16 protein-coding genes are annotated in these 17,407 nt (G+C 55.5%); 4 read left to right on the top strand and 12 right to left on the bottom strand.

Features of this window, described 5'->3' with window-relative positions; translation table 11 throughout:
* The 10 genes from ACTH5D_RS06335 to ACTH5D_RS06290 all read right to left on the bottom strand — a co-directional run.
* Window positions 1-1,122, bottom strand: a 1,122-nt coding sequence (locus tag ACTH5D_RS06335) for an ATP phosphoribosyltransferase regulatory subunit (protein ID WP_441669368.1), incomplete at its 3' end; no start/stop codon positions are given.
* Between the two features lie 200 nt (window positions 1,123-1,322).
* A complete protein-coding gene (hflC, locus tag ACTH5D_RS06330; protein WP_441669366.1) occupies window positions 1,323-2,219 on the bottom strand; it encodes a protease modulator HflC in 897 nt (298 codons plus the stop codon).
* The gene (gene hflK, locus ACTH5D_RS06325; RefSeq protein ID WP_441669364.1) at window positions 2,220-3,497 is read right to left on the bottom strand and encodes an FtsH protease activity modulator HflK; all 1,278 of its coding nucleotides are present in this window, start codon (window positions 3,495-3,497) and stop codon (window positions 2,220-2,222) included. It lies immediately after the preceding gene.
* A gap of 148 nt (window positions 3,498-3,645) precedes the next feature.
* Window positions 3,646-4,956, bottom strand: a complete 1,311-nt coding sequence (gene hflX / locus ACTH5D_RS06320) for a ribosome rescue GTPase HflX (RefSeq protein WP_441669362.1) — start codon at window positions 4,954-4,956, stop codon at window positions 3,646-3,648.
* A 37-nt stretch (window positions 4,957-4,993) separates the two neighbouring features.
* Window positions 4,994-5,242 (bottom strand): RNA chaperone Hfq, encoded by a 249-nt coding sequence (gene hfq / locus ACTH5D_RS06315; protein ID WP_007114649.1) that lies wholly within the window; start codon window positions 5,240-5,242, stop codon window positions 4,994-4,996.
* A gap of 137 nt (window positions 5,243-5,379) precedes the next feature.
* Complete coding sequence (gene miaA, locus ACTH5D_RS06310; protein ID WP_441669359.1) at window positions 5,380-6,318, bottom strand: tRNA (adenosine(37)-N6)-dimethylallyltransferase MiaA; 939 nt, start codon at window positions 6,316-6,318, stop codon at window positions 5,380-5,382.
* Between the two features lie 78 nt (window positions 6,319-6,396).
* Window positions 6,397-8,331, bottom strand: a complete 1,935-nt coding sequence (gene mutL / locus ACTH5D_RS06305; RefSeq protein ID WP_441669372.1) for a DNA mismatch repair endonuclease MutL — start codon at window positions 8,329-8,331, stop codon at window positions 6,397-6,399.
* An 18-nt stretch (window positions 8,332-8,349) separates the two neighbouring features.
* Window positions 8,350-9,816 carry an N-acetylmuramoyl-L-alanine amidase gene (locus ACTH5D_RS06300; RefSeq protein WP_441669357.1) on the bottom strand — a complete coding sequence of 489 codons (1,467 nt, stop codon included), beginning with the start codon at window positions 9,814-9,816 and terminating at the stop codon, window positions 8,350-8,352.
* Complete coding sequence (gene tsaE / locus ACTH5D_RS06295; RefSeq protein ID WP_441669355.1) at window positions 9,807-10,322, bottom strand: tRNA (adenosine(37)-N6)-threonylcarbamoyltransferase complex ATPase subunit type 1 TsaE; 516 nt, start codon at window positions 10,320-10,322, stop codon at window positions 9,807-9,809. Before tsaE ends, ACTH5D_RS06300 begins: the two co-directional genes overlap by 10 nt.
* Before the next feature lie 11 nt (window positions 10,323-10,333).
* Window positions 10,334-11,806: an NAD(P)H-hydrate dehydratase gene (locus ACTH5D_RS06290; RefSeq protein WP_441669370.1), complete on the bottom strand. Its 1,473-nt coding sequence runs from the start codon at window positions 11,804-11,806 to the stop codon at window positions 10,334-10,336.
* Window positions 11,807-11,994: 188 nt separating this feature from the next.
* Between ACTH5D_RS06290 and queG the strand changes: the two genes are divergently transcribed.
* Entirely contained in the window at window positions 11,995-13,116 is a 1,122-nt protein-coding gene (gene queG / locus ACTH5D_RS06285) for a tRNA epoxyqueuosine(34) reductase QueG (protein WP_441669353.1), read from the top strand.
* A gap of 3 nt (window positions 13,117-13,119) precedes the next feature.
* Here queG and orn read toward each other — a convergent pair whose 3' ends face one another.
* Window positions 13,120-13,713 (bottom strand): oligoribonuclease, encoded by a 594-nt coding sequence (orn, locus tag ACTH5D_RS06280; RefSeq protein WP_441669351.1) that lies wholly within the window; start codon window positions 13,711-13,713, stop codon window positions 13,120-13,122.
* Between the two features lie 167 nt (window positions 13,714-13,880).
* On the opposite strand from orn, the gene rsgA reads away from it, so the two are divergent.
* Genes rsgA through asd form a run of 3 tightly spaced genes read left to right on the top strand, consistent with a single transcriptional unit; the run spans window position 13,881 to window position 16,620 of the window.
* Window positions 13,881-14,900 carry a small ribosomal subunit biogenesis GTPase RsgA gene (gene rsgA / locus ACTH5D_RS06275; protein WP_441669349.1) on the top strand — a complete coding sequence of 340 codons (1,020 nt, stop codon included), beginning with the start codon at window positions 13,881-13,883 and terminating at the stop codon, window positions 14,898-14,900.
* An 18-nt stretch (window positions 14,901-14,918) separates the two neighbouring features.
* The gene (locus ACTH5D_RS06270) at window positions 14,919-15,761 is read left to right on the top strand and encodes a sulfurtransferase (protein WP_441669347.1); all 843 of its coding nucleotides are present in this window, start codon (window positions 14,919-14,921) and stop codon (window positions 15,759-15,761) included.
* 10 nt (window positions 15,762-15,771) lie between these two features.
* The gene (gene asd / locus ACTH5D_RS06265) at window positions 15,772-16,620 is read left to right on the top strand and encodes an archaetidylserine decarboxylase (protein WP_441669345.1); all 849 of its coding nucleotides are present in this window, start codon (window positions 15,772-15,774) and stop codon (window positions 16,618-16,620) included.
* Between the two features lie 9 nt (window positions 16,621-16,629).
* Here asd and ACTH5D_RS06260 read toward each other — a convergent pair whose 3' ends face one another.
* Complete coding sequence (locus ACTH5D_RS06260) at window positions 16,630-17,298, bottom strand: TetR/AcrR family transcriptional regulator C-terminal domain-containing protein (RefSeq protein ID WP_441669343.1); 669 nt, start codon at window positions 17,296-17,298, stop codon at window positions 16,630-16,632.
* Window positions 17,299-17,407 lie beyond the last annotated feature (109 nt).

Raw genomic sequence — 17,407 nt, 5'->3', positions numbered from 1 at the left:
GTCGTGCTCCGCCGGCCCAGTACGCTGCCCAGGCAGCGCTTGAATCACGCGTTCGCCCTGCTCACGCAGCGCGACAATGGCAGCGCTGAGCGACTCATCCTGACTAGCAGGCGCCCAAATGCTACCGCGACTAGGCGATGCTAACGCTAGCGAGGCTAGCTGCTTCAGATCCATAGAGAAACCCGTGGCCGGGCGCGCACGGCCAAAGGCTCGACCAGTATCGTCATAGCGTCCGCCTTTGGCGAGCGCATGCCCATAGCCAGGCACGTAGGCGGCAAACATCATACCCGTATGGTATTGATAGCCGCGCAGCTCAGCCAGATCAAAGTACAGCGACACGTCAAAGCGTGCGAGCACCCCTTGATAAAGAGCATCCAGCTGATCCAATGCCGCCGTTACCGTGGCAGGCGCGCCCGCAAAGCGATCGCGCGCCTGGCTTAATACATCTGCCCCGCCGTGTAGCTCGCCAAGTGCCAGCAGCATCTCTGCCAGTGCCGGCTCTGAGACGCTCGCCTGCACAACCTCGGCCAGTTGACTGGGAGATTTTAGCGCCAGGGCTTCAAATAATGCTCTCTCTTGCTCATTACTCAGTGCCGCCGCCTCAACAAGGCTACGATAAATACCGATATGCCCCAGCGCTAGATGAATTTCTTCTGCGCCAGCAGCCTTTAGACTGGCCAAGGCGAGATAAATAATTTCACTGTCGGCATCGAGCCCCGCATGACCAAAAAGCTCTGCGCCTACCTGCACGGGGCTTCGTCCGCCCTGATGCTGATCGGCCTTGGCACGCAGCACATTAGTGCAGTAGCACAGCCGCACCGGGCCCTGGCGCCTTAATGAATGGGCATCCATACGCGCGACTTGCGGCGTAACGTCCGCCGACACTCCCATCATACGGCCCGTTAGCTGATCGGTCAGCTTAAAGGTCTGTAGATCTAGGTCCGTACCGGTACCGGTGAGCAAAGAGTCTAAAAACTCTACCGGTGGCGGCATTACTTGGTCATAGCCCCAGCAATGGTAAAGATCCAGCAGCGCACGGCGCAGTTCTTCCATACGGCTTGCCTGAGGCGGAAGCACCTCATCCATGCCGTCGGGCAGTAGCCAGCGGTCAGCGATGGTCATGTAAACAATCCTACAGACGATGAAGGCCCAACAAATTCAAGCAGTAACGGCTCAAAACCGTTAATGCCGCTCGCATTAAATGAGGGCCACAAAAAAACCGGGCGACGCCCGGTTAACAAATTCTATCACGTTTATTGGCTAGGTGAACCCCGCCTGGACATCAACCATCCAAGACGAGGAGCACCACGACCAGCGGCAAATTATTGGCCGCTGTCTTCACCACTTTCTGGTTCAGCGCTGCGTAAATAGCGGAAGAAATCGCTATTAGGTTCTAAGACCATCAAGTTGCCATCGCCGGTGAAGCTTTCACGATAAGCATTCAGACTGCGCCAGAAAGAAAAGAACTCCTGATCTTGGCCATAGGCTTCGGAGAAGATCGCAGCGGCCTGCGCATCACCCTCACCACGTAACGTTTCAGAACGTTCGTTAGCCTGGGCAAGCAAGACCTGACGACGACGGTCCGCGTTAGCGCGAATACGCTCGGCCTCTTCTTGACCCTGGGCACGCCATTCGCGAGCTTCACGCTCACGCTCAGAACGCATACGCTCAAAAACAGCAGCGGAAACGTCTTCAGGCAAGTCAATTCGCTTAATACGAATATCCCGAATGGCCACGCCCAGCTCTTCACGCATCAGCTCATCAAGCTCAGCGGTTGGCCCAACCATCAGGTCATCACGGCGTTCAGCGATAATCTCTTGAAGATTAAGACGGCCAAACTCGTTACGCAGGCTTTCATCAACGCGCGGCTGAATCAAGCGAACGGCCATCAATTCATCGCCAGCCGTTGCTTCGTAGTAGCGGGTGGGATTAATGACCTGCCATTTCACATAGGAATCTACGATGACCGCTTTCTGCTCAAGCGTCAGATAGCGACTGGTATCGGTGTCCAATGTCAGTAAGCGAGTATCAAACTTACGGATCGTCTGGGCAATGGGCACTTTTGCGTGCAAACCAGGCTGAATATTTTCTTCAATGACCTCACCAAAACGCAATTTAACAGCGCGTTCGGTTTCGTCAACGACGTATAAGGTGTTGCTCGCAAGCCATGCGACTGCGGCTAAAACACCAACCACTAGTAAGGATCGATTATTAATCATTTACCGGCCCTCCCTGCGGATGGAGCTACTATTGCTATTGCCCGAAGAGCTGCTCTGAGTGCTGCGTAAACGCTCAATCACGTCAGGATCTAACTGCTCTTGGCTGCTACTATTGCTATTAGACGATGAGCCGGTTCGATTACCACCGCCACGCATTTGATCTAGTGGGAGATACATTAAAGGCGCGTTCTCGCTAACGTCCAAGAGCACTTTCGGCGTGCTGCTGAACACGCCTTCGATCGTGTCTAAGTACATACGCTCACGCATGGTCTCAGGTGCATTACGGTACTCGGTCAACAGCGAGTTAAATCGGTTGGCCTGACCTTGCGCCTCGGCAACAACCGATTCGCGATAACCTTGGCCCTGCTCTACCACCCGCTGCGCCTGACCTTGAGCCGCAGGAATGATAGCGTTCGCATAAGCCATCCCTTCGTTGATCGTACGCTGACGATCTTCACGAGCGCGGATAACGTCATCAAAGGCATCGATAACGGGCTCAGGCGCAGAGGTAGACTCAATGTTAATGGTTTGCAGACGAATACCGGCACCATAGTTGTCGAGGTAAGACTGCAGACGACTAGTGACAGAGCTGCCCAAAATCTCACGCCCAGAAGTAAGAATATCGATCATATCGGTACCGCCGACCACGTGACGCAGCGCAGAGTCCAGCGCGTTCTCAATCGAAATGGCGGGATCACGAACGTTAAGTACAAAATCGCGAGGATTAGCGACTTGGTACTGCGCCGAAATTTCCACTTCTACAATGTTTTCATCGCGCGTCAGCATCGACTGCATTTGCGTCAGTGAGCGCACCCGCGTCACGTTAACCATACGCACTTCGTCTATCAGCGGTGGGTTCCATTGAAGGCCTGGGTCGACAACCCCTTGAAATTCACCGAAGCGCAGCACAACGCCGCGCTCAGATTGGTCAACGAGGTAGAACCCCATGGCAGCCCAAATAGCCAGCGCAACGACAATCAGTAGGCCGGGTAAAGCAAGAGGATTACGGTTTTTACCGCCACCGCCCCCATCACTTTTTTTACCGCCGCTCTTCTTGCCACCGCCAAAGATGCCGCTCAGTTTTTCCTGGAATTTCTTCAAGGCCTCATCAAGGTCAGGCGGGCCTTGGTTATTGCCCCCTTTATTACCATTGTTGTTGCCACCACCGTTATTGCCGCCGTTGTTGCCATCTTGGCCTCTGTCGCCGTCGCTTCCACCTCGTCGGCCGCCGCTCCACGGGTCGTGCTTGTCCCCACCACCAGGCTCATTCCAGGCCATACATCGTCTCCACTAAGAAATTCACTAACGGACGTGACTCCATCGGTAAGAGAAGCCGTCGCGTTTTGATATTATTGCTATATAAATCTTGTCTCACTCTTATGCGAAACAGAAAATCGGCAGTGCACTGAACATCTTAATAGCAAGACTACCACTCATCAGTTTCACGTAGTGCTTTAGGTAGATACGTATTAACGCGCTCCCCCAATTGCGCCATCAGCTGATTAAAATCACGCCGAGGTAGACGCACACCCAATACAGAGTGACCCTGTTCGTCAAAGGACTCTATGCGAACGGCATTAAGCTCATGCAACCCTGCACGCAGCTTACCTTGCTCAGGACTGAGTGTCAGCGAAAAGCCAATGACATCGTTTGCCAATCGCTCGCTGAGCGCCTCATGCAGCAAATCAAGGCCTTGCCCTTCCTGCGCCGAGAGCCAGACGACTTCCGGCACGCCCTGGCCATCACGCTCTATACGCGGCGCGCTGTCCAGCCTATCAATTTTGTTCATAACCTTGAGCACCGGCACATCATCAGCACCGATCTCTTTTAGCACTAACTCTACCTGCTCCACGTTGAGCTCGCGGTCAGGGTCGGCAGCGTCAATGACATGCACCAGCAGTGACGCTTCAGACGCCTCCTGCAGCGTTGCCTGAAACGCCTCAACCAGCTTATGTGGCAAATGGCGAATAAAACCAACGGTATCCGCCATAACCACAGGGCCAACGTCTGCAATCTCAAGACGCCGTAGCGTCGGATCCAGCGTTGCAAACAGCTGATCCGCGGCATATACATCGGCATTGGTTAACGCGTTAAACAGCGTTGACTTACCAGCGTTGGTATAACCCACTAACGAGACGCTGTGGATTTCAGCGCGAGCACGGGCGCGGCGATTCTGATCGCGCTGACTACGCACCTTATCAAGCCGCTTATGAATCGATTTAATCCGACCACGCAAAAGGCGCCGGTCAGTTTCAAGCTGTGTTTCGCCCGGGCCACGCAGGCCAATACCACCTTTTTGGCGCTCTAGGTGCGTCCAGCCTCGCACTAAACGAGTGGACATATATTCAAGCTGGGCAAGCTCTACCTGCAGCTTACCTTCATGAGTTCGTGCCCGCTGCGCAAAGATATCCAGAATAAGACCGGTACGGTCTAACACCCGGCATTTGAGCTCTTGCTCAACATTGCGCTCTTGAGAGGGGCTTAAGCTATGGTTGAAGATAACCAGTTCTGCTTCATGAGCCGCAAGCAATGCCCGCAACTCTTCCAACTTACCGGATCCAATAAACGTACGTGAATCTGGACGATGTCGGCTAGCAGTGAGTAGAGTCGCAGGCTCTGCACCAGCAGAGCGCACGAGCTCTAAAAACTCACCCGGGTCTTCACGTTTTTGTTCATCATGGAAATCAACATGAACAAGAACTGCCGTTTCACCGGCGTCTGGGCGTTCGAAAAACAATCAATACCTCGTGGACTCTCTTGCTTATCCAGCGGTGTTAAATCTCTGCATCCTGCTCTGCCGGATCTTGCGCAGGCAAACGTACATTGCGAGAAGGCACAACCGTGGAAATAGCGTGTTTATAAACCATCTGGCTGACGGTATTACGCAATAAGATAACAAACTGGTCAAACGATTCAATCTGGCCCTGCAGCTTAATGCCGTTGACCAAAAAGATTGAGACCGGAATGCGCTCCTTGCGCAAAATGTTCAAGTAAGGATCTTGAAGGGACTGCCCTTTGGACATGTTGCTCTCCCTAAAACTATCGTTGGGGTTAATTATCAATGGCGCGCCCTACTGGTGCTACGCCGCAATCTTGTTGCCCGAAAGGCCAAGCCAACTGGCCGCTCGAAAACACACATTCACTAGATCACCATCTTACGCTAAGCACTGCTTTCACGCACGATTTTCAGCACCTTATCCATCACATCATCACGCTGTGAATCTATCCACGTTAACTCTGGCCAGCTTCTTAACCACGTCAATTGACGCTTGGCAAGCTGGCGCGTTGCTATGACGCCTCGCTCAACGAGAGTGGCATAATCGTACTCGCCGTCCAGATATTCCCAGACTTGGCGATAGCCAACGCTTTTCATTGCAGGCAGGCCTGAATGTAAGTCATTACGCTTTTTGAGGGCGGCGACTTCATTTATCAAGCCTTCACCCAACATTTGTTCGAAGCGCTGCTCGATTCGCCTGTGCAAGAAGCTGCGATCGTTAGGCGCTAGTGCTATCGACAGCACCCGCCACGGAAAGGTTTCCGGCTGCTGCTCTGCCCAAAGCTCACTCATCGGCCGACCGCTGGCGTAATAAACCTCCAGCGCACGCATGATCCGCTGAGGATCATTAGGGTGAATGCGCTCAGCGGACAACGCATCAACCTGTGACAAGCGTTTATGGAGCGCCAAAAGCCCCTCACCCTGGCATTGATCCTCAAGCTGCTGACGGATCAACAAATCCGCTGAGGGAAGATTGGCAACGCCCTCCATCAATCGTTTGAAATACAGCATGGTGCCGCCCACCAGCAGAGGCACCTTGCCAGCCGCGCTAATTTGTCGCATGTGTGACAGCGCATCTTCCCGAAAATCACCGGCCGAATAAGGCTCCGTGGGGTCACGAATATCAATCAAGCGATGGGGCGCACGGGCAAGTTCTGCAGCACTCGGCTTTGCGCTACCAACATCCATGCCCCGGTAAACCATGGCTGAATCAACGCTAATCAGCTCGTGCCCTAAGCGCTCATGTAACGCCATCGCGGTATCGGTTTTACCCGCAGCCGTAGGGCCCATCAAAAAAATCGCCCAGGGGCGCGTATCAGCCATGCGCAGTTGAAACTCCCGATTAAAAAAAGGCGTCTTAGCGCCTATTGAACAAGCCTTTACTGACCCAGCGATTAGTGACTACTGCCCGCGTAAGAACAAGCGATCGAGCGCCTTTAAACCCATTTGCGTCCAGGTAGGGCGACCGTGGTTACACTGGTCGCTGCGCTCGGTGCGCTCCATATCGCGCAGCAATCCATTCATTTCATCAAGAGTAAGCCGCCGATTGGCGCGCACACTACCGTGGCAGGCCATGGTGGAAAGCAACTCATGCAGCCGTGCCTCAACCTGGTGAGTACGGCCATAGCGGGCGAGCTCCTCAAGCATCTGGCGCACCAGCGCTTCTGGATCAGCCTGCGCCAGTAGCGCTGGCATCTGACGAACCAGCAGCGTCTCTGGCCCGGCAATATCAAGTTCAATACCCAGCTTGGCAATCGCTATCTGCTCGCTCTCGGCCGTCGCCACCTCCGCCCCGCTGGCAGCAATAGAAACAGGTACCAACAGCGGCTGAGCATCTAAACCTTTCGCGGCTGCCAGCTGTGTTTTCATGCGCTCGTAAACAATGCGTTCATGGGCAGCGTGCATATCCACCAGCACGAGCCCCTGCGCATTCTGCGCCAAAATATAAATACCGTGCAGCTGACCTAGCGCAAACCCAAGTGGTGGCGGCGCTGTCGGGTCATCCGCCGGCATTGCCAGCGGCGCTTCGCGCGCTTCGCTAGCGCCATGACTGCCGCCCATTGCGCTAGCGCTTAAATCAGTCGAGCCGCCTGGCTGCGGGGTCAACAGCGTTTCTTCATGATTGGGGTGAAGTGCCTGATAGCCCTGCATGAAGCGGCGCACACGCTCAGCGCCCGGATGACGATCCGGCGAATCAGTAAGCGCAATCCCCTGCTGCTGCCAGCGTGGCTGCTCGGCGCTTTCTGCTGCGCCCTCTTGCTGATGACCGCCATCGCTCTCATTCGCCTCATCGCCGCCGGCATCATGATCAACTGCAGGCTTAGAAGACGCCAGGCAATGGTGCAGGCTCGAATACAGAAAATCATGCACCATGCGGCCATCGCGAAAACGCACTTCATGCTTGGTCGGATGAACGTTGACATCGACAACGTCAGGATCCAGCTCAAGATAGAGCACAAACACCGGATGACGGCCATTAAACAGCACGTCACGGTAAGCTTGGCGCACCGCGTGGGCGACTAGCCGATCACGGACCACGCGCCCATTCACAAAAAAATACTGCTGATCGGCCTGCGAGCGCGAGTGAGTAGGCAGCCCCACCCAGCCACTTAACCGCAGGCCGCCCGCCTCGCGTTCAATATAGCGAGCATGCTCAATAAAATTCTTACCAAGCAGCGAAGCAATTCGACGCTCCCGGGCTGCGACTGAGTGCCCGGAAGGCAGCTGATGGATGACTTTCTGGTTATGCCGTAGCACCCACGTGATGTCATAACGCGACAGCGCCTGTCGGCGAAACGCTTCTTCTACGTGAGCAAATTCGGTCTTTTCGGTACGCAAGAATTTACGCCTGGCCGGCGTGTTAAAAAACAAATCACGCACGCCAACACTCGTGCCACGGGGATGCGGCGCTGGAGTAACTCTAGCCTCCATCCCACGTCCCTCTGCCACCACTCGCCAGCCATGGCGAGGGTCATCCTTAGCGTTAGAGATCAGCTCTAAGCGTGAAACCGAGCTGATAGACGCCAACGCCTCACCCCGAAAACCTAACGAGCTAACGCCTTCCAAGTCTTCCAGGCTACCGATTTTACTGGTCGCGTGGCGCGCCAAGGCCAGCGGCAAATCCTGCTCACCGATGCCGACACCATCGTCACGCACCTTGATGAGCCGCGTACCGCCTTGCTCAATATCGACATCGATACGCTGGCTGCCGGCATCAATGGCATTTTCTATCAGCTCTTTGGTTACCGATGCAGGGCGCTCAACGACTTCGCCAGCCGCAATCTGGTTGGCCAAGCGCGGGTCGAGCACATGAATGCGCGATGCGCTAGCGGTCATATCAGTCAACACGGCACCTCATGAGCTGGGAATTTGCAATACTTGGCCAACGCGGATGACGTCACCGTTTAAGTCATTGGCCTGGCGAAGCTGGCTCACTGGCACGCCGTGGCGTATGGCAATCGCCGACAGCGTATCGCCAGACTGAATGCGGTACTCATCACCTGAAGGTCGGCGCTGGTTATCACGCTGCCAAGAAAGCAAACTGGCAGGCGGCGGGTAGCGCTCAAAATGCTCGCGCAAGCCGCCAAAAATAGCTCGTGACAGCCCCGCTTGATGCACCGGGTCGCGTAAGCGACGCTCTTCATCAGGGTTGGATATAAAGCCAACTTCTATCAATAGCGACGGAATATCCGGCGATTTAAGCACCATAAACCCAGCCTGCTCGACGCGCGTTTTATGCAGTTGATTGACTCGGCCAAGCTGCTCTAGCACCTGCCCTCCGATAGACAACGAATCGTTCAACGTGGCCGTCATGGTCAAATCCAACAGCACGCCGCGCAGCACTTGGTCTTTATCACGCAACGAGAGACTGCCATCGACGCCACCGATAAGATCAGAGCGATTTTCGCTATCAGCCAGCCACTGCGCGGTTTCTGAGGTTGCCCCGCGCTGAGAAAGCGCATACACCGAGCTGCCCTGAGGGCGCGGGCTGGTGAAGGCATCGGCATGCACCGAAACAAAGAAGTCGGCTTTTTGCTCGCGGGCCAGTGCCGTACGCTGACGCAGGCCTATGTAGTAATCACCGTCGCGTGTCAGCACCGCCTTAAATCCTTCAGTGCCGTTCACCTCAGCGGCTAAACGCCTAGCAATTTCAAGCACGACGTCTTTTTCACGGGTACCCGAAGGGCCAAGGGCGCCTGGGTCTTCACCGCCATGCCCCGGATCGACGGCAATAATAATATCTCGACGCGGATGCGGACTGGCTTCCTGCACCTCCGTCGGCGAGCTTGGCACAGGCGGCGATATGACACCCGGCACCTGCTGCTGAGCGATCGCACGCTGAGAAGATTGAATTTCCTGATCCCGAATCATTGCTTCAATCGGATCAATGGGATTTTCAACGGCACTCTCACCGGGATACTCAAGGTCAACAACAAGACGATGCCCGTATTGATCGTTTGGCGTTAAAGTGAAGTGGCGCGGCTCTATCTCGCGATTAAGCTCAAGCACTACCCGTAAGCCACCACCGTCACGCAGGCCTGAACGCACCGACGTGATCGCACTGTCATGAAGCGGCAGCGTGCTGGGGTCAGTATCCATCTGCGTATCATCTAAATCGATCACTAACCGCGCGGGATTTTCCAACGAGAAGATATTGGCATTGGTGGCAGCCGACAAATCAAATACTAGGCGCGCATGATCAGGTGCCGCCCATAAACGCATACTCTCCACGGTGGCCGCCTGGACATTGACAGCCACTAAGGTAAAAAGCCCCGTGGCCAGCAGGCGGCATGCGCGCGCTACTGCGCCTTTCATTTCCATTGAATCACACCATTCTCCAGCTGCTCGGAACGAACCTGACTTATTTCACTCACTTGACTCTGTAATAATGCCAGCACAAGCCTACCTTTATCACTGCACGCCGTTAATGCGGCCAAACGCCCGTGAGCAGCTACCTCTAACGCTAAGCGCAGATCAGGTGCAGGCAGCCACCCCTCGCCACGACTGGGCCACTCAACAATACTAAGGGCATCGTCGGCCAGCACATCGCGACCACCGATAAATTCAAGCTCCTCTGGGTCAGACAGTCGATACAAATCCAGATGATACACCCGCTGAGGCCCTATCTCGTAAGGCTCTACCAGCGTATAGGTAGGGCTTTTTACGGCCCCTTGATAACCATAAGCACGCAAAATGCCGCGTGATAGCGTCGTTTTACCGGCGCCTAACTCACCTTCAAGATATACCAGCCCGCGGCCTTGCAAAGCATGCCCTAGCGCTTCGCCAAAAGCGACCTGGGCATCTTCATTGTCTAATTGCACCTGCATGTAGGCTGCCTTCAAGGATTAATCAATTTTCGCGCATAGGATGCCAGATCGCTGGCCAGCAGGCCACGCTCGCCTTCTTGATCAGCCGCACGATCGGCGGCTAACGCATGCACCATCGTGCCAAGCCAAGCGCTAAACTCAACCTCACTGCGCTGGGCAATCAACGCCCCCAGCATGCCGCTCAGCACGTCTCCCATTCCACCGCTGGCCATGCCTGGATTGCCATACGGGCAAACGGCTAACCCTGCAGGGCCGGCGATTAAGCTACCTGCGCCTTTTAATATCACCACGCCGCCGCGTGCTCGCTGCAGCGCTTGAACCGCAGCGGGCCGATCAGCCTGGATATCGGCTACTGTACATCCCAGCAGCCTTGCGGCTTCGCCGGGATGCGGCGTCAAAATCCAGTTATCCCGCTGAACATCAGGCCACTGGCGCGCCAAAAGATTCAAAGCGTCGGCATCGACGACCAGCGGCGCATCCGCTTGCAACGCACTTTGTAGCACGGCCTGCCCCCAGGCCGCCTGCCCAAGCCCGGGCCCCACAACGACAACATCCGCATTGTGGGGCAACTCGCTGGCCTCAGCACCACCGCGCACCCCATGCGCCATCACCTCAGGGCAGCGCACTAGGCTGGCAGTGATATGTTCGGGTGCCGTGGCCAAACTTACTTTCCCCGCCCCCATGCGCGCAGCCGCCTGACACGCCAATAAAGCCGCCCCGCCAAGCCCTGACGCGCCCCCCATCACCAGCACGTGACCCATTGTGCCTTTATGGCTAGTGCGCAGCCGCGGTGTAAAAGCGCCCGCTAACAGGGATTCATCCAGCCGCCAAGCGGTGGGGGGAATATCAAAAGACGCCTGGGCTTTAACACCCAGAGAGCGAAAATCGATCTCGCCGGTGCAGGCCGGCGCATCGCCCGTGTGTAAGCCGATTTTATCGCCGATAAAAGTCACCGTGCAGGCAGCGTTAACCGCCACACCGGGTATAGCACCGGTATCGGCCACCAGCCCAGAGGGAATATCAATCGCCAGTACCGGCCGGTCAGCGGCATTGATCATCTCTATGACACGCTTGAAACGCCCTTCTACTGCGCCATTCAAACCGGTCCCCAGCAGCGCATCAATAATCACTTCGCCCGTTAACGCAATGCCCGCATGCCACTCGTCGCAGCCAACACCCGCCGAGGTTGCCAGCTCTGCCGCACGGGCCGCGCTACCGCTCAGCTCATCAAGAGGCTTAAGTGTTATCCGCTGAACTTTTAGGCCGGACTGCATTGCCAGCGCCGCGAGCACGTGACCATCGCCGCCGTTATTACCATGGCCACACACCACCGTTAAACTGCGCGCCTGGGGCCAGCGTGAGCGGAAACAGTGCCAAGCACTGGATGCAGCGCGCTGCATTAATGCAAAACCATCGATACCACCGGCAATCGTGCGTCGGTCAAGCTCGCTCACCTGGGCGGCTTTATATAGAGGGCGTAGCATGGAAGTATTCGGGACCGTCACGATCTCTCCTTTCACGTATTTTGGTGGCTGCCAATGCGTTAGCATAGCGCGCTTAAACCCTTGTCGTAGACTGACGACGACCTGACTATATTATTTAACTCACTATCTATTTGATTCACTATTTATTGCTTACCTACTTATTTAATGAGCTACTTATTAGATCAACCATGCCGGATTCCACTGCCATTGAACGCCCTAGCGATGCACTGACTGACGAAAAGCTTGCTCGCCTTGCCGGTCTGATAAAGACCTGGGGGCAGGAGCTCGGCTTTCAGCAAGTTGGCATCACCGATACTGAACTGTCGGCCCACGAGGCGCATCTCGACGCGTGGCTAGAAAAAGGCTATCACGGCGACATGGGCTTTATGGCCAAACACGGCACTAAGCGCACGCGACCTGCACAGCTAGAACCCGGCACACAGCGCATTATCTGCGTCCGAATGGATTATCTTCCCCCCGAGGTAGAAACCACCAAGGTGCTTGGCCAGCCCAGCAAAGCCTACGTATCGCGTTACGCGCTGGGGCGTGATTATCACAAGCTAATCCGTAAACGGTTAGCCCTATTAGCAAAAAAAATTGAGCAGGAAGTCGGCGCGTTCGGCTACCGCGCGTTTGTCGATTCAGCGCCGGTTATGGAGCGCGCCTTGGCCCAAAAAGCAGGGCTGGGCTGGTTTGGCAAAAATGCCATGCTGCTCAACCCCAAAGCAGGCTCGCTGTTCTTTCTTGGCGAACTGTATACCGATCTACCGCTGCCAATTGACGCTCCCTTTGAGCATGAGCACTGCGGCAGCTGTAGCAGTTGCCGCAGTGCTTGCCCCACCGGCGCCATCGTTGACGACAAAGTGGTCGACTCGCGCAAGTGCATTTCATATCTCACTATTGAGCTGCATGACGCGATTCCGGTGGAGTTTCGCCGCGCCATGGGCAACCGAATTTATGGCTGTGACGACTGCCAGCTAGTCTGCCCTTTTACTCGCTTCACTCGCATTACCCAAGAAGATGACTTCGCACCGCGCCATGATTTAGACCGCGCAACGCTGATCAGCCTGTTCGCCTGGGGCGAAGCAGAGTTCCTGGACAAGACCGCGGGCAGCCCCATTCGGCGGATTGGCTACGAGCGCTGGCTGCGTAATGTCGCCATTGGCTTAGGCAACGCGCCCTGGAGTGACGCCGTTGAGACAGCATTATGGGCGCGGCGTGGTTTTCCCAGTGAGCTCGTGCGCGAGCACGTTGCCTGGGCACTGGAGGAACAGCGCCTCAAACGTGGCGAGCTTATTGCCATCGCCTGATGGCTACTCTTTTTTGTTGCGGCGCTGATCAACGCGTAAGAAGGTCGTGCGATAGTGGGTCAGTTCAGCAATAGACTCTTTAATATCGTCCATTGCCAGGTGCACGTTGCGCTTACTAAAGCCCGCCAAGGCGCCTGGATTCCAGCGTTTAGCCACTTCTTTCAACGTCGATACATCCAGATTGCGATAGTGAAAAAAATTGAGCAGCTCAGGCATTTCACGCTCTAAAAAACGCCGGTCCTGATGGATACTATTGCCACACATCGGTGACGACCCCACCACGGCGTACTGTTTTAAAAAGGCCAAGGTTTGCTGTTCAGCGTCGGCGGTTGCCACTTGACTGGCTTTCACCCGAGCAACCAAACCCGATTCACCGTGAGTCTTCTGATTCCAATCATCCATTTTCGCGAGCAGGCTGTCGGGCTGCTTTACGGCCATGACGGGCCCTTCTGCCACCACGTTCAAATCCGCATCGGTAATTAGCGTAGCCACTTCAATAATGCGCTCTTTGTTAGGATCTAGACCGGTCATTTCCAGGTCAATCCATATCAATAGATCATCGCGGGGCACGGCGGCCTCAGTCGTATCATTACTCATAGGGTGCATCCCTTTGCCAAAATAGCCGTTATCAGCCTGCAATTATGGCGTAAAGTCAGTTTAAAATCAGAATAGTGCCTTAAATCGCATTGCCAAGCAGCCCATGCAGGACAGCTTGGCTACTTGCTAGGTACAATGGCCGTTATTGTACTCAGCATCAGGTGGACATGAGCAAACGCAAATTAAGTCGCCAGCAGCAGTGGCGAGTCGACAAGGTTCAGGCAGAACGCGCCCAGCGTGCTGAGAAGCGCGACGTGCAAGACGCTGAAAAGCTCTCTGCTGGCGAATACGGTGCCGAACAACCGGGCCGAGTCGTTGCTCACTTTGGGCGTACCCTAGAGGTGCGCAATAGCGATAATGAACCGGTGCGCTGCCACTTACGCGCCAACCTAGACAGTCTGGTTACCGGTGATCGCGTGATCTGGTGTGCCGGGCAAGAAGGCTCTGGCGTTGTGGTGGCGCGAGAAGAACGTGACAGCGTACTCAAGCGCCCCGATGCCCGAGGCCTGCTGAAACCGGTGGCGGCTAATATTGATCAACTGCTGATTGTGTTTGCCGTGGAACCCGCGCCCCACGCTAATTTAATCGACCGCTATCTCGTCGCTGCCGAAGCTACCGGCATTGCGCCAGTTTTGGTCCTCAACAAAACGGACTTACTGCCCGAGAATGGCGGCGAACTGGGTAAACTGTTGGAGCGCTACAGCGCTTTGGGCTATCCGGTCGTGCGCACCACCACTGCCACAGACTCGGGGCTTAATGAGCTGCGCAGCCAGCTTGAGGGACGCACATCGGTATTTGTTGGTCAGAGTGGTGTAGGCAAATCATCGCTCATCGATCTGCTGTTGCCAGATGAAACCCTGCGCATTGGCGCGCTCTCGGAAGACTCCCGCAAAGGCACACATACCACCACGACAGCGCGCCTTTATACGATGAGCCGTGAAGAAGTGGCCGACGGTGATTTAATCGACTCACCGGGCATTCGCGAGTTTGGCCTGATTCACCTCACCGAGCAGGAAGTTACCGACGGCTTTATTGAGTTTCACGCCTTTATTGGCCATTGCCGCTTTCGTGACTGTCGTCACCGCGCCGAGCCCGGTTGCGCGCTACTCGAAGCCGTTGAGGCTGGCAAGATTCATCCGGCCCGTTTCGCCAGCTATCGCCGTATCCTTGATAGCCTGAATGGCTAACGTTTACAGGAGTTACCCATGAGCACTGAAAGCCCATCGTCAGAAGCCAATCTTTTTTCGCTGATCGTAGAGCCCGAACAGCTTCAGGAACACTTAAACGATCCTCAGCTGCTGATTATCGACGTGCCCGTTAATGGCGATAGCTATCGTCAGGGACACGTACCAGGGGCTATTTTTCTCGATTTTCGCTACTTAATGCGTGGCGAAGGACCGGTGCTAAGCGACGTTCCCAGCGTTGAAGCGCTGTCCCGCCTGTTTAGCGCCCTAGGCCTAACACGCGATATCCACGTTGTGGCTTACGATGATGAAGGTGGTGGCTGGGCAGCACGCCTTCTTTGGACGCTAGACCTGATCGGCCATACCCGCTACTCCTATCTAAATGGCGGCATTCATGCCTGGCGCGACGCGGGGCTTGAAGAAAGCACCGAATCGCAATCGCCAACGCCCAGCGACTACCATGCTGACATCCTTAATCCGCACGCCCTGATTACGTGTGAAGAGATCAAGTCAAAGCTGGGCGATAGGCAGTTCGCCGTATGGGATGCTCGCTCGCAAGGTGAATATGACGGCGAGCGGGGCAACAACAAGCACCTGGGTCATATACCGGGAGCGGTGAACATGGATTGGCTGCAGGCCATGGATCGCCATCGCGCTTTGCGTATTCGTGATTATGCCGAACTCATCACTGAGCTGGGCGCTCTGGGCCTAACGCCGGATATGGAAGTGGCGACCCACTGTCAAAGCCATCATCGCAGTAGCTTTACGTGGCTGGTAGGCAAAGCACTGGGCTTTAATATGCGCGGCTACGCTGGCTCTTGGGGCGAGTGGGGCAACCGCGACGACACACCGATTGAGAAGTGAACCGACCACCGTGACCGTTTCCCAAAAAGCTTTTTCGCTACTTCAATACCCGCTGCCACACCACGCGCTTTCGCGCCTGACGGGGCACTTTGCTCAATGCGACAATCCGTGGGTGAAAAACCACCTGATGAAAGCGTTTATCAAACGCTTTAATGTGGATATGAGCCAAGCCTTAGAGCCCGACCCTAGCGCGTACGCAACGTTCAACGACTTCTTCACCCGCGCCTTAAAGCCAGATGCTCGCCCGCTGGGCGAAGGCATACTAAGTCCGGCCGATGGTGCATTGTCGCAATGCGGACGCCTACAGGCGGGTCAGCTAGTGCAGGCTAAGGGCCACACTTACTCGGCTCAGACGTTGCTGGGTGGCGATACCGCCCTGGCTGAAGAGTTTCTCGGCGGCAGCTTTGCCACCGTTTACCTTTCACCACGGGACTACCATCGCGTACATATGCCGGTAACCGGTACGCTGCGAGAAATGATTTATGTCCCTGGAAGGCTGTTCTCCGTGAATCAAGCGACGGCCACTTACGTGCCGGGGCTATTCGCGCGCAATGAACGCTTGGTGTGTATTTTTGATACTGAGTACGGGCCGCTCGCGATGGTTTTAGTCGGCGCGATGATTGTTGCGGCGATTGAAACCGTTTGGTCCGGGCAGGTCACGCCTTTATCTGGCCAGCCCCAGCGCATGCAATTCGGCCAACCTATTACGTTAGCCAAAGGTGCTGAGATGGGACGCTTCAAACTCGGCTCTACCGTGGTGATGTGCTTTGCCAAACCCATAAGCTTTGACGAATCGGCTCAAACCACTGCGGTTCAGATGGGCCAATCCCTGGGCACTGCTGGAGGCCTCACGAAATAGCCATCGACATTAGGCCTGCGGGCGGGCAACCCCAGCGAGAAATATGTCTACGCAGCGCCGGGCGCGGGCATTGCATTTTGCCTCGTCAAGCTGCAGCTCGCGACCTAGCAAAGCGTCGATATGCCACTCGCCAAGCAGCATGCCCATGAAGATACCGGCAGCCTCACGGGGCTCTTCAAGCGCTAGGCGGCCACCTTCAACCTGATCACGCAGGTAGCTGGCGAGCGCTTGGCGTGTGTGGTCAGGACCACGGGCCAGGAACATCTCGCCAAGCTCAGGGGCTCGCTCGGCCTCAAACGCTAGCCCCCGCACCAAGCGAACCACGCCGGCATCAAACACCAGCATCAGCATGCGACGCCCCAGCTCGTAAAGCACCTGTTCAGGGGCGCGCTGATCCCGCCGCCCCTCTTCTAGCACGGCCCAAGCGGTGGCGATATGGCGCTCCATCGCCGCCGTAAACAGCCCCTCTTTGTTACCGAACTGCTTGTAGAGCGTTGCCAATGAGCCGCCTGCACGAGCCACCACTTCATTAACACTGGCGCCCGCATAGCCCTGCTCAAGAAACACATCTCGCGCCGCGTCTAGCAAGCGTTCACGACGCGCCACCCCACGCGACGTCAGCATCACATCGTTTTTTTTAGCATCATCGGCCGGGGCTTTCATGATTGAGAGAGGCATCCACACTCCTATAGAGGCATGCTAAAAGAGCATTAATTATACAGACACTGCGCTAAACAGTTATTTTTTACGCTAGTCATGTAATGTAGCATTCATTACACTATATATC

This window comes from Halomonas sp., assembly GCF_052095695.1.
Lineage (GTDB): Bacteria > Pseudomonadota > Gammaproteobacteria > Pseudomonadales > Halomonadaceae > Vreelandella.
Note: the sequence above shows the minus strand (reverse complement) of the source record. Positions and strands in the feature narration are given on the sequence as shown.

Coding starts and splice junctions, on each gene's coding strand:
- hflC (WP_441669366.1), bottom strand. CDS start 2,219: ATGATTAATAATCGATCCTTACTAGTGGTTGGTGTTTTAGCCGCAGTC.
- hflK (WP_441669364.1), bottom strand. CDS start 3,497: ATGGCCTGGAATGAGCCTGGTGGTGGGGACAAGCACGACCCGTGGAGC.
- hfq (WP_007114649.1), bottom strand. CDS start 5,242: ATGTCCAAAGGGCAGTCCCTTCAAGATCCTTACTTGAACATTTTGCGC.
- miaA (WP_441669359.1), bottom strand. CDS start 6,318: ATGGCTGATACGCGCCCCTGGGCGATTTTTTTGATGGGCCCTACGGCT.
- mutL (WP_441669372.1), bottom strand. CDS start 8,331: ATGACCGCTAGCGCATCGCGCATTCATGTGCTCGACCCGCGCTTGGCC.
- ACTH5D_RS06300 (WP_441669357.1), bottom strand. CDS start 9,816: ATGGAAATGAAAGGCGCAGTAGCGCGCGCATGCCGCCTGCTGGCCACG.
- tsaE (WP_441669355.1), bottom strand. CDS start 10,322: ATGCAGGTGCAATTAGACAATGAAGATGCCCAGGTCGCTTTTGGCGAA.
- ACTH5D_RS06290 (WP_441669370.1), bottom strand. CDS start 11,806: ATGCTACGCCCTCTATATAAAGCCGCCCAGGTGAGCGAGCTTGACCGA.
- queG (WP_441669353.1), top strand. CDS start 11,995: ATGCCGGATTCCACTGCCATTGAACGCCCTAGCGATGCACTGACTGAC.
- orn (WP_441669351.1), bottom strand. CDS start 13,713: ATGAGTAATGATACGACTGAGGCCGCCGTGCCCCGCGATGATCTATTG.
- rsgA (WP_441669349.1), top strand. CDS start 13,881: ATGAGCAAACGCAAATTAAGTCGCCAGCAGCAGTGGCGAGTCGACAAG.
- ACTH5D_RS06270 (WP_441669347.1), top strand. CDS start 14,919: ATGAGCACTGAAAGCCCATCGTCAGAAGCCAATCTTTTTTCGCTGATC.
- ACTH5D_RS06260 (WP_441669343.1), bottom strand. CDS start 17,298: ATGCCTCTCTCAATCATGAAAGCCCCGGCCGATGATGCTAAAAAAAAC.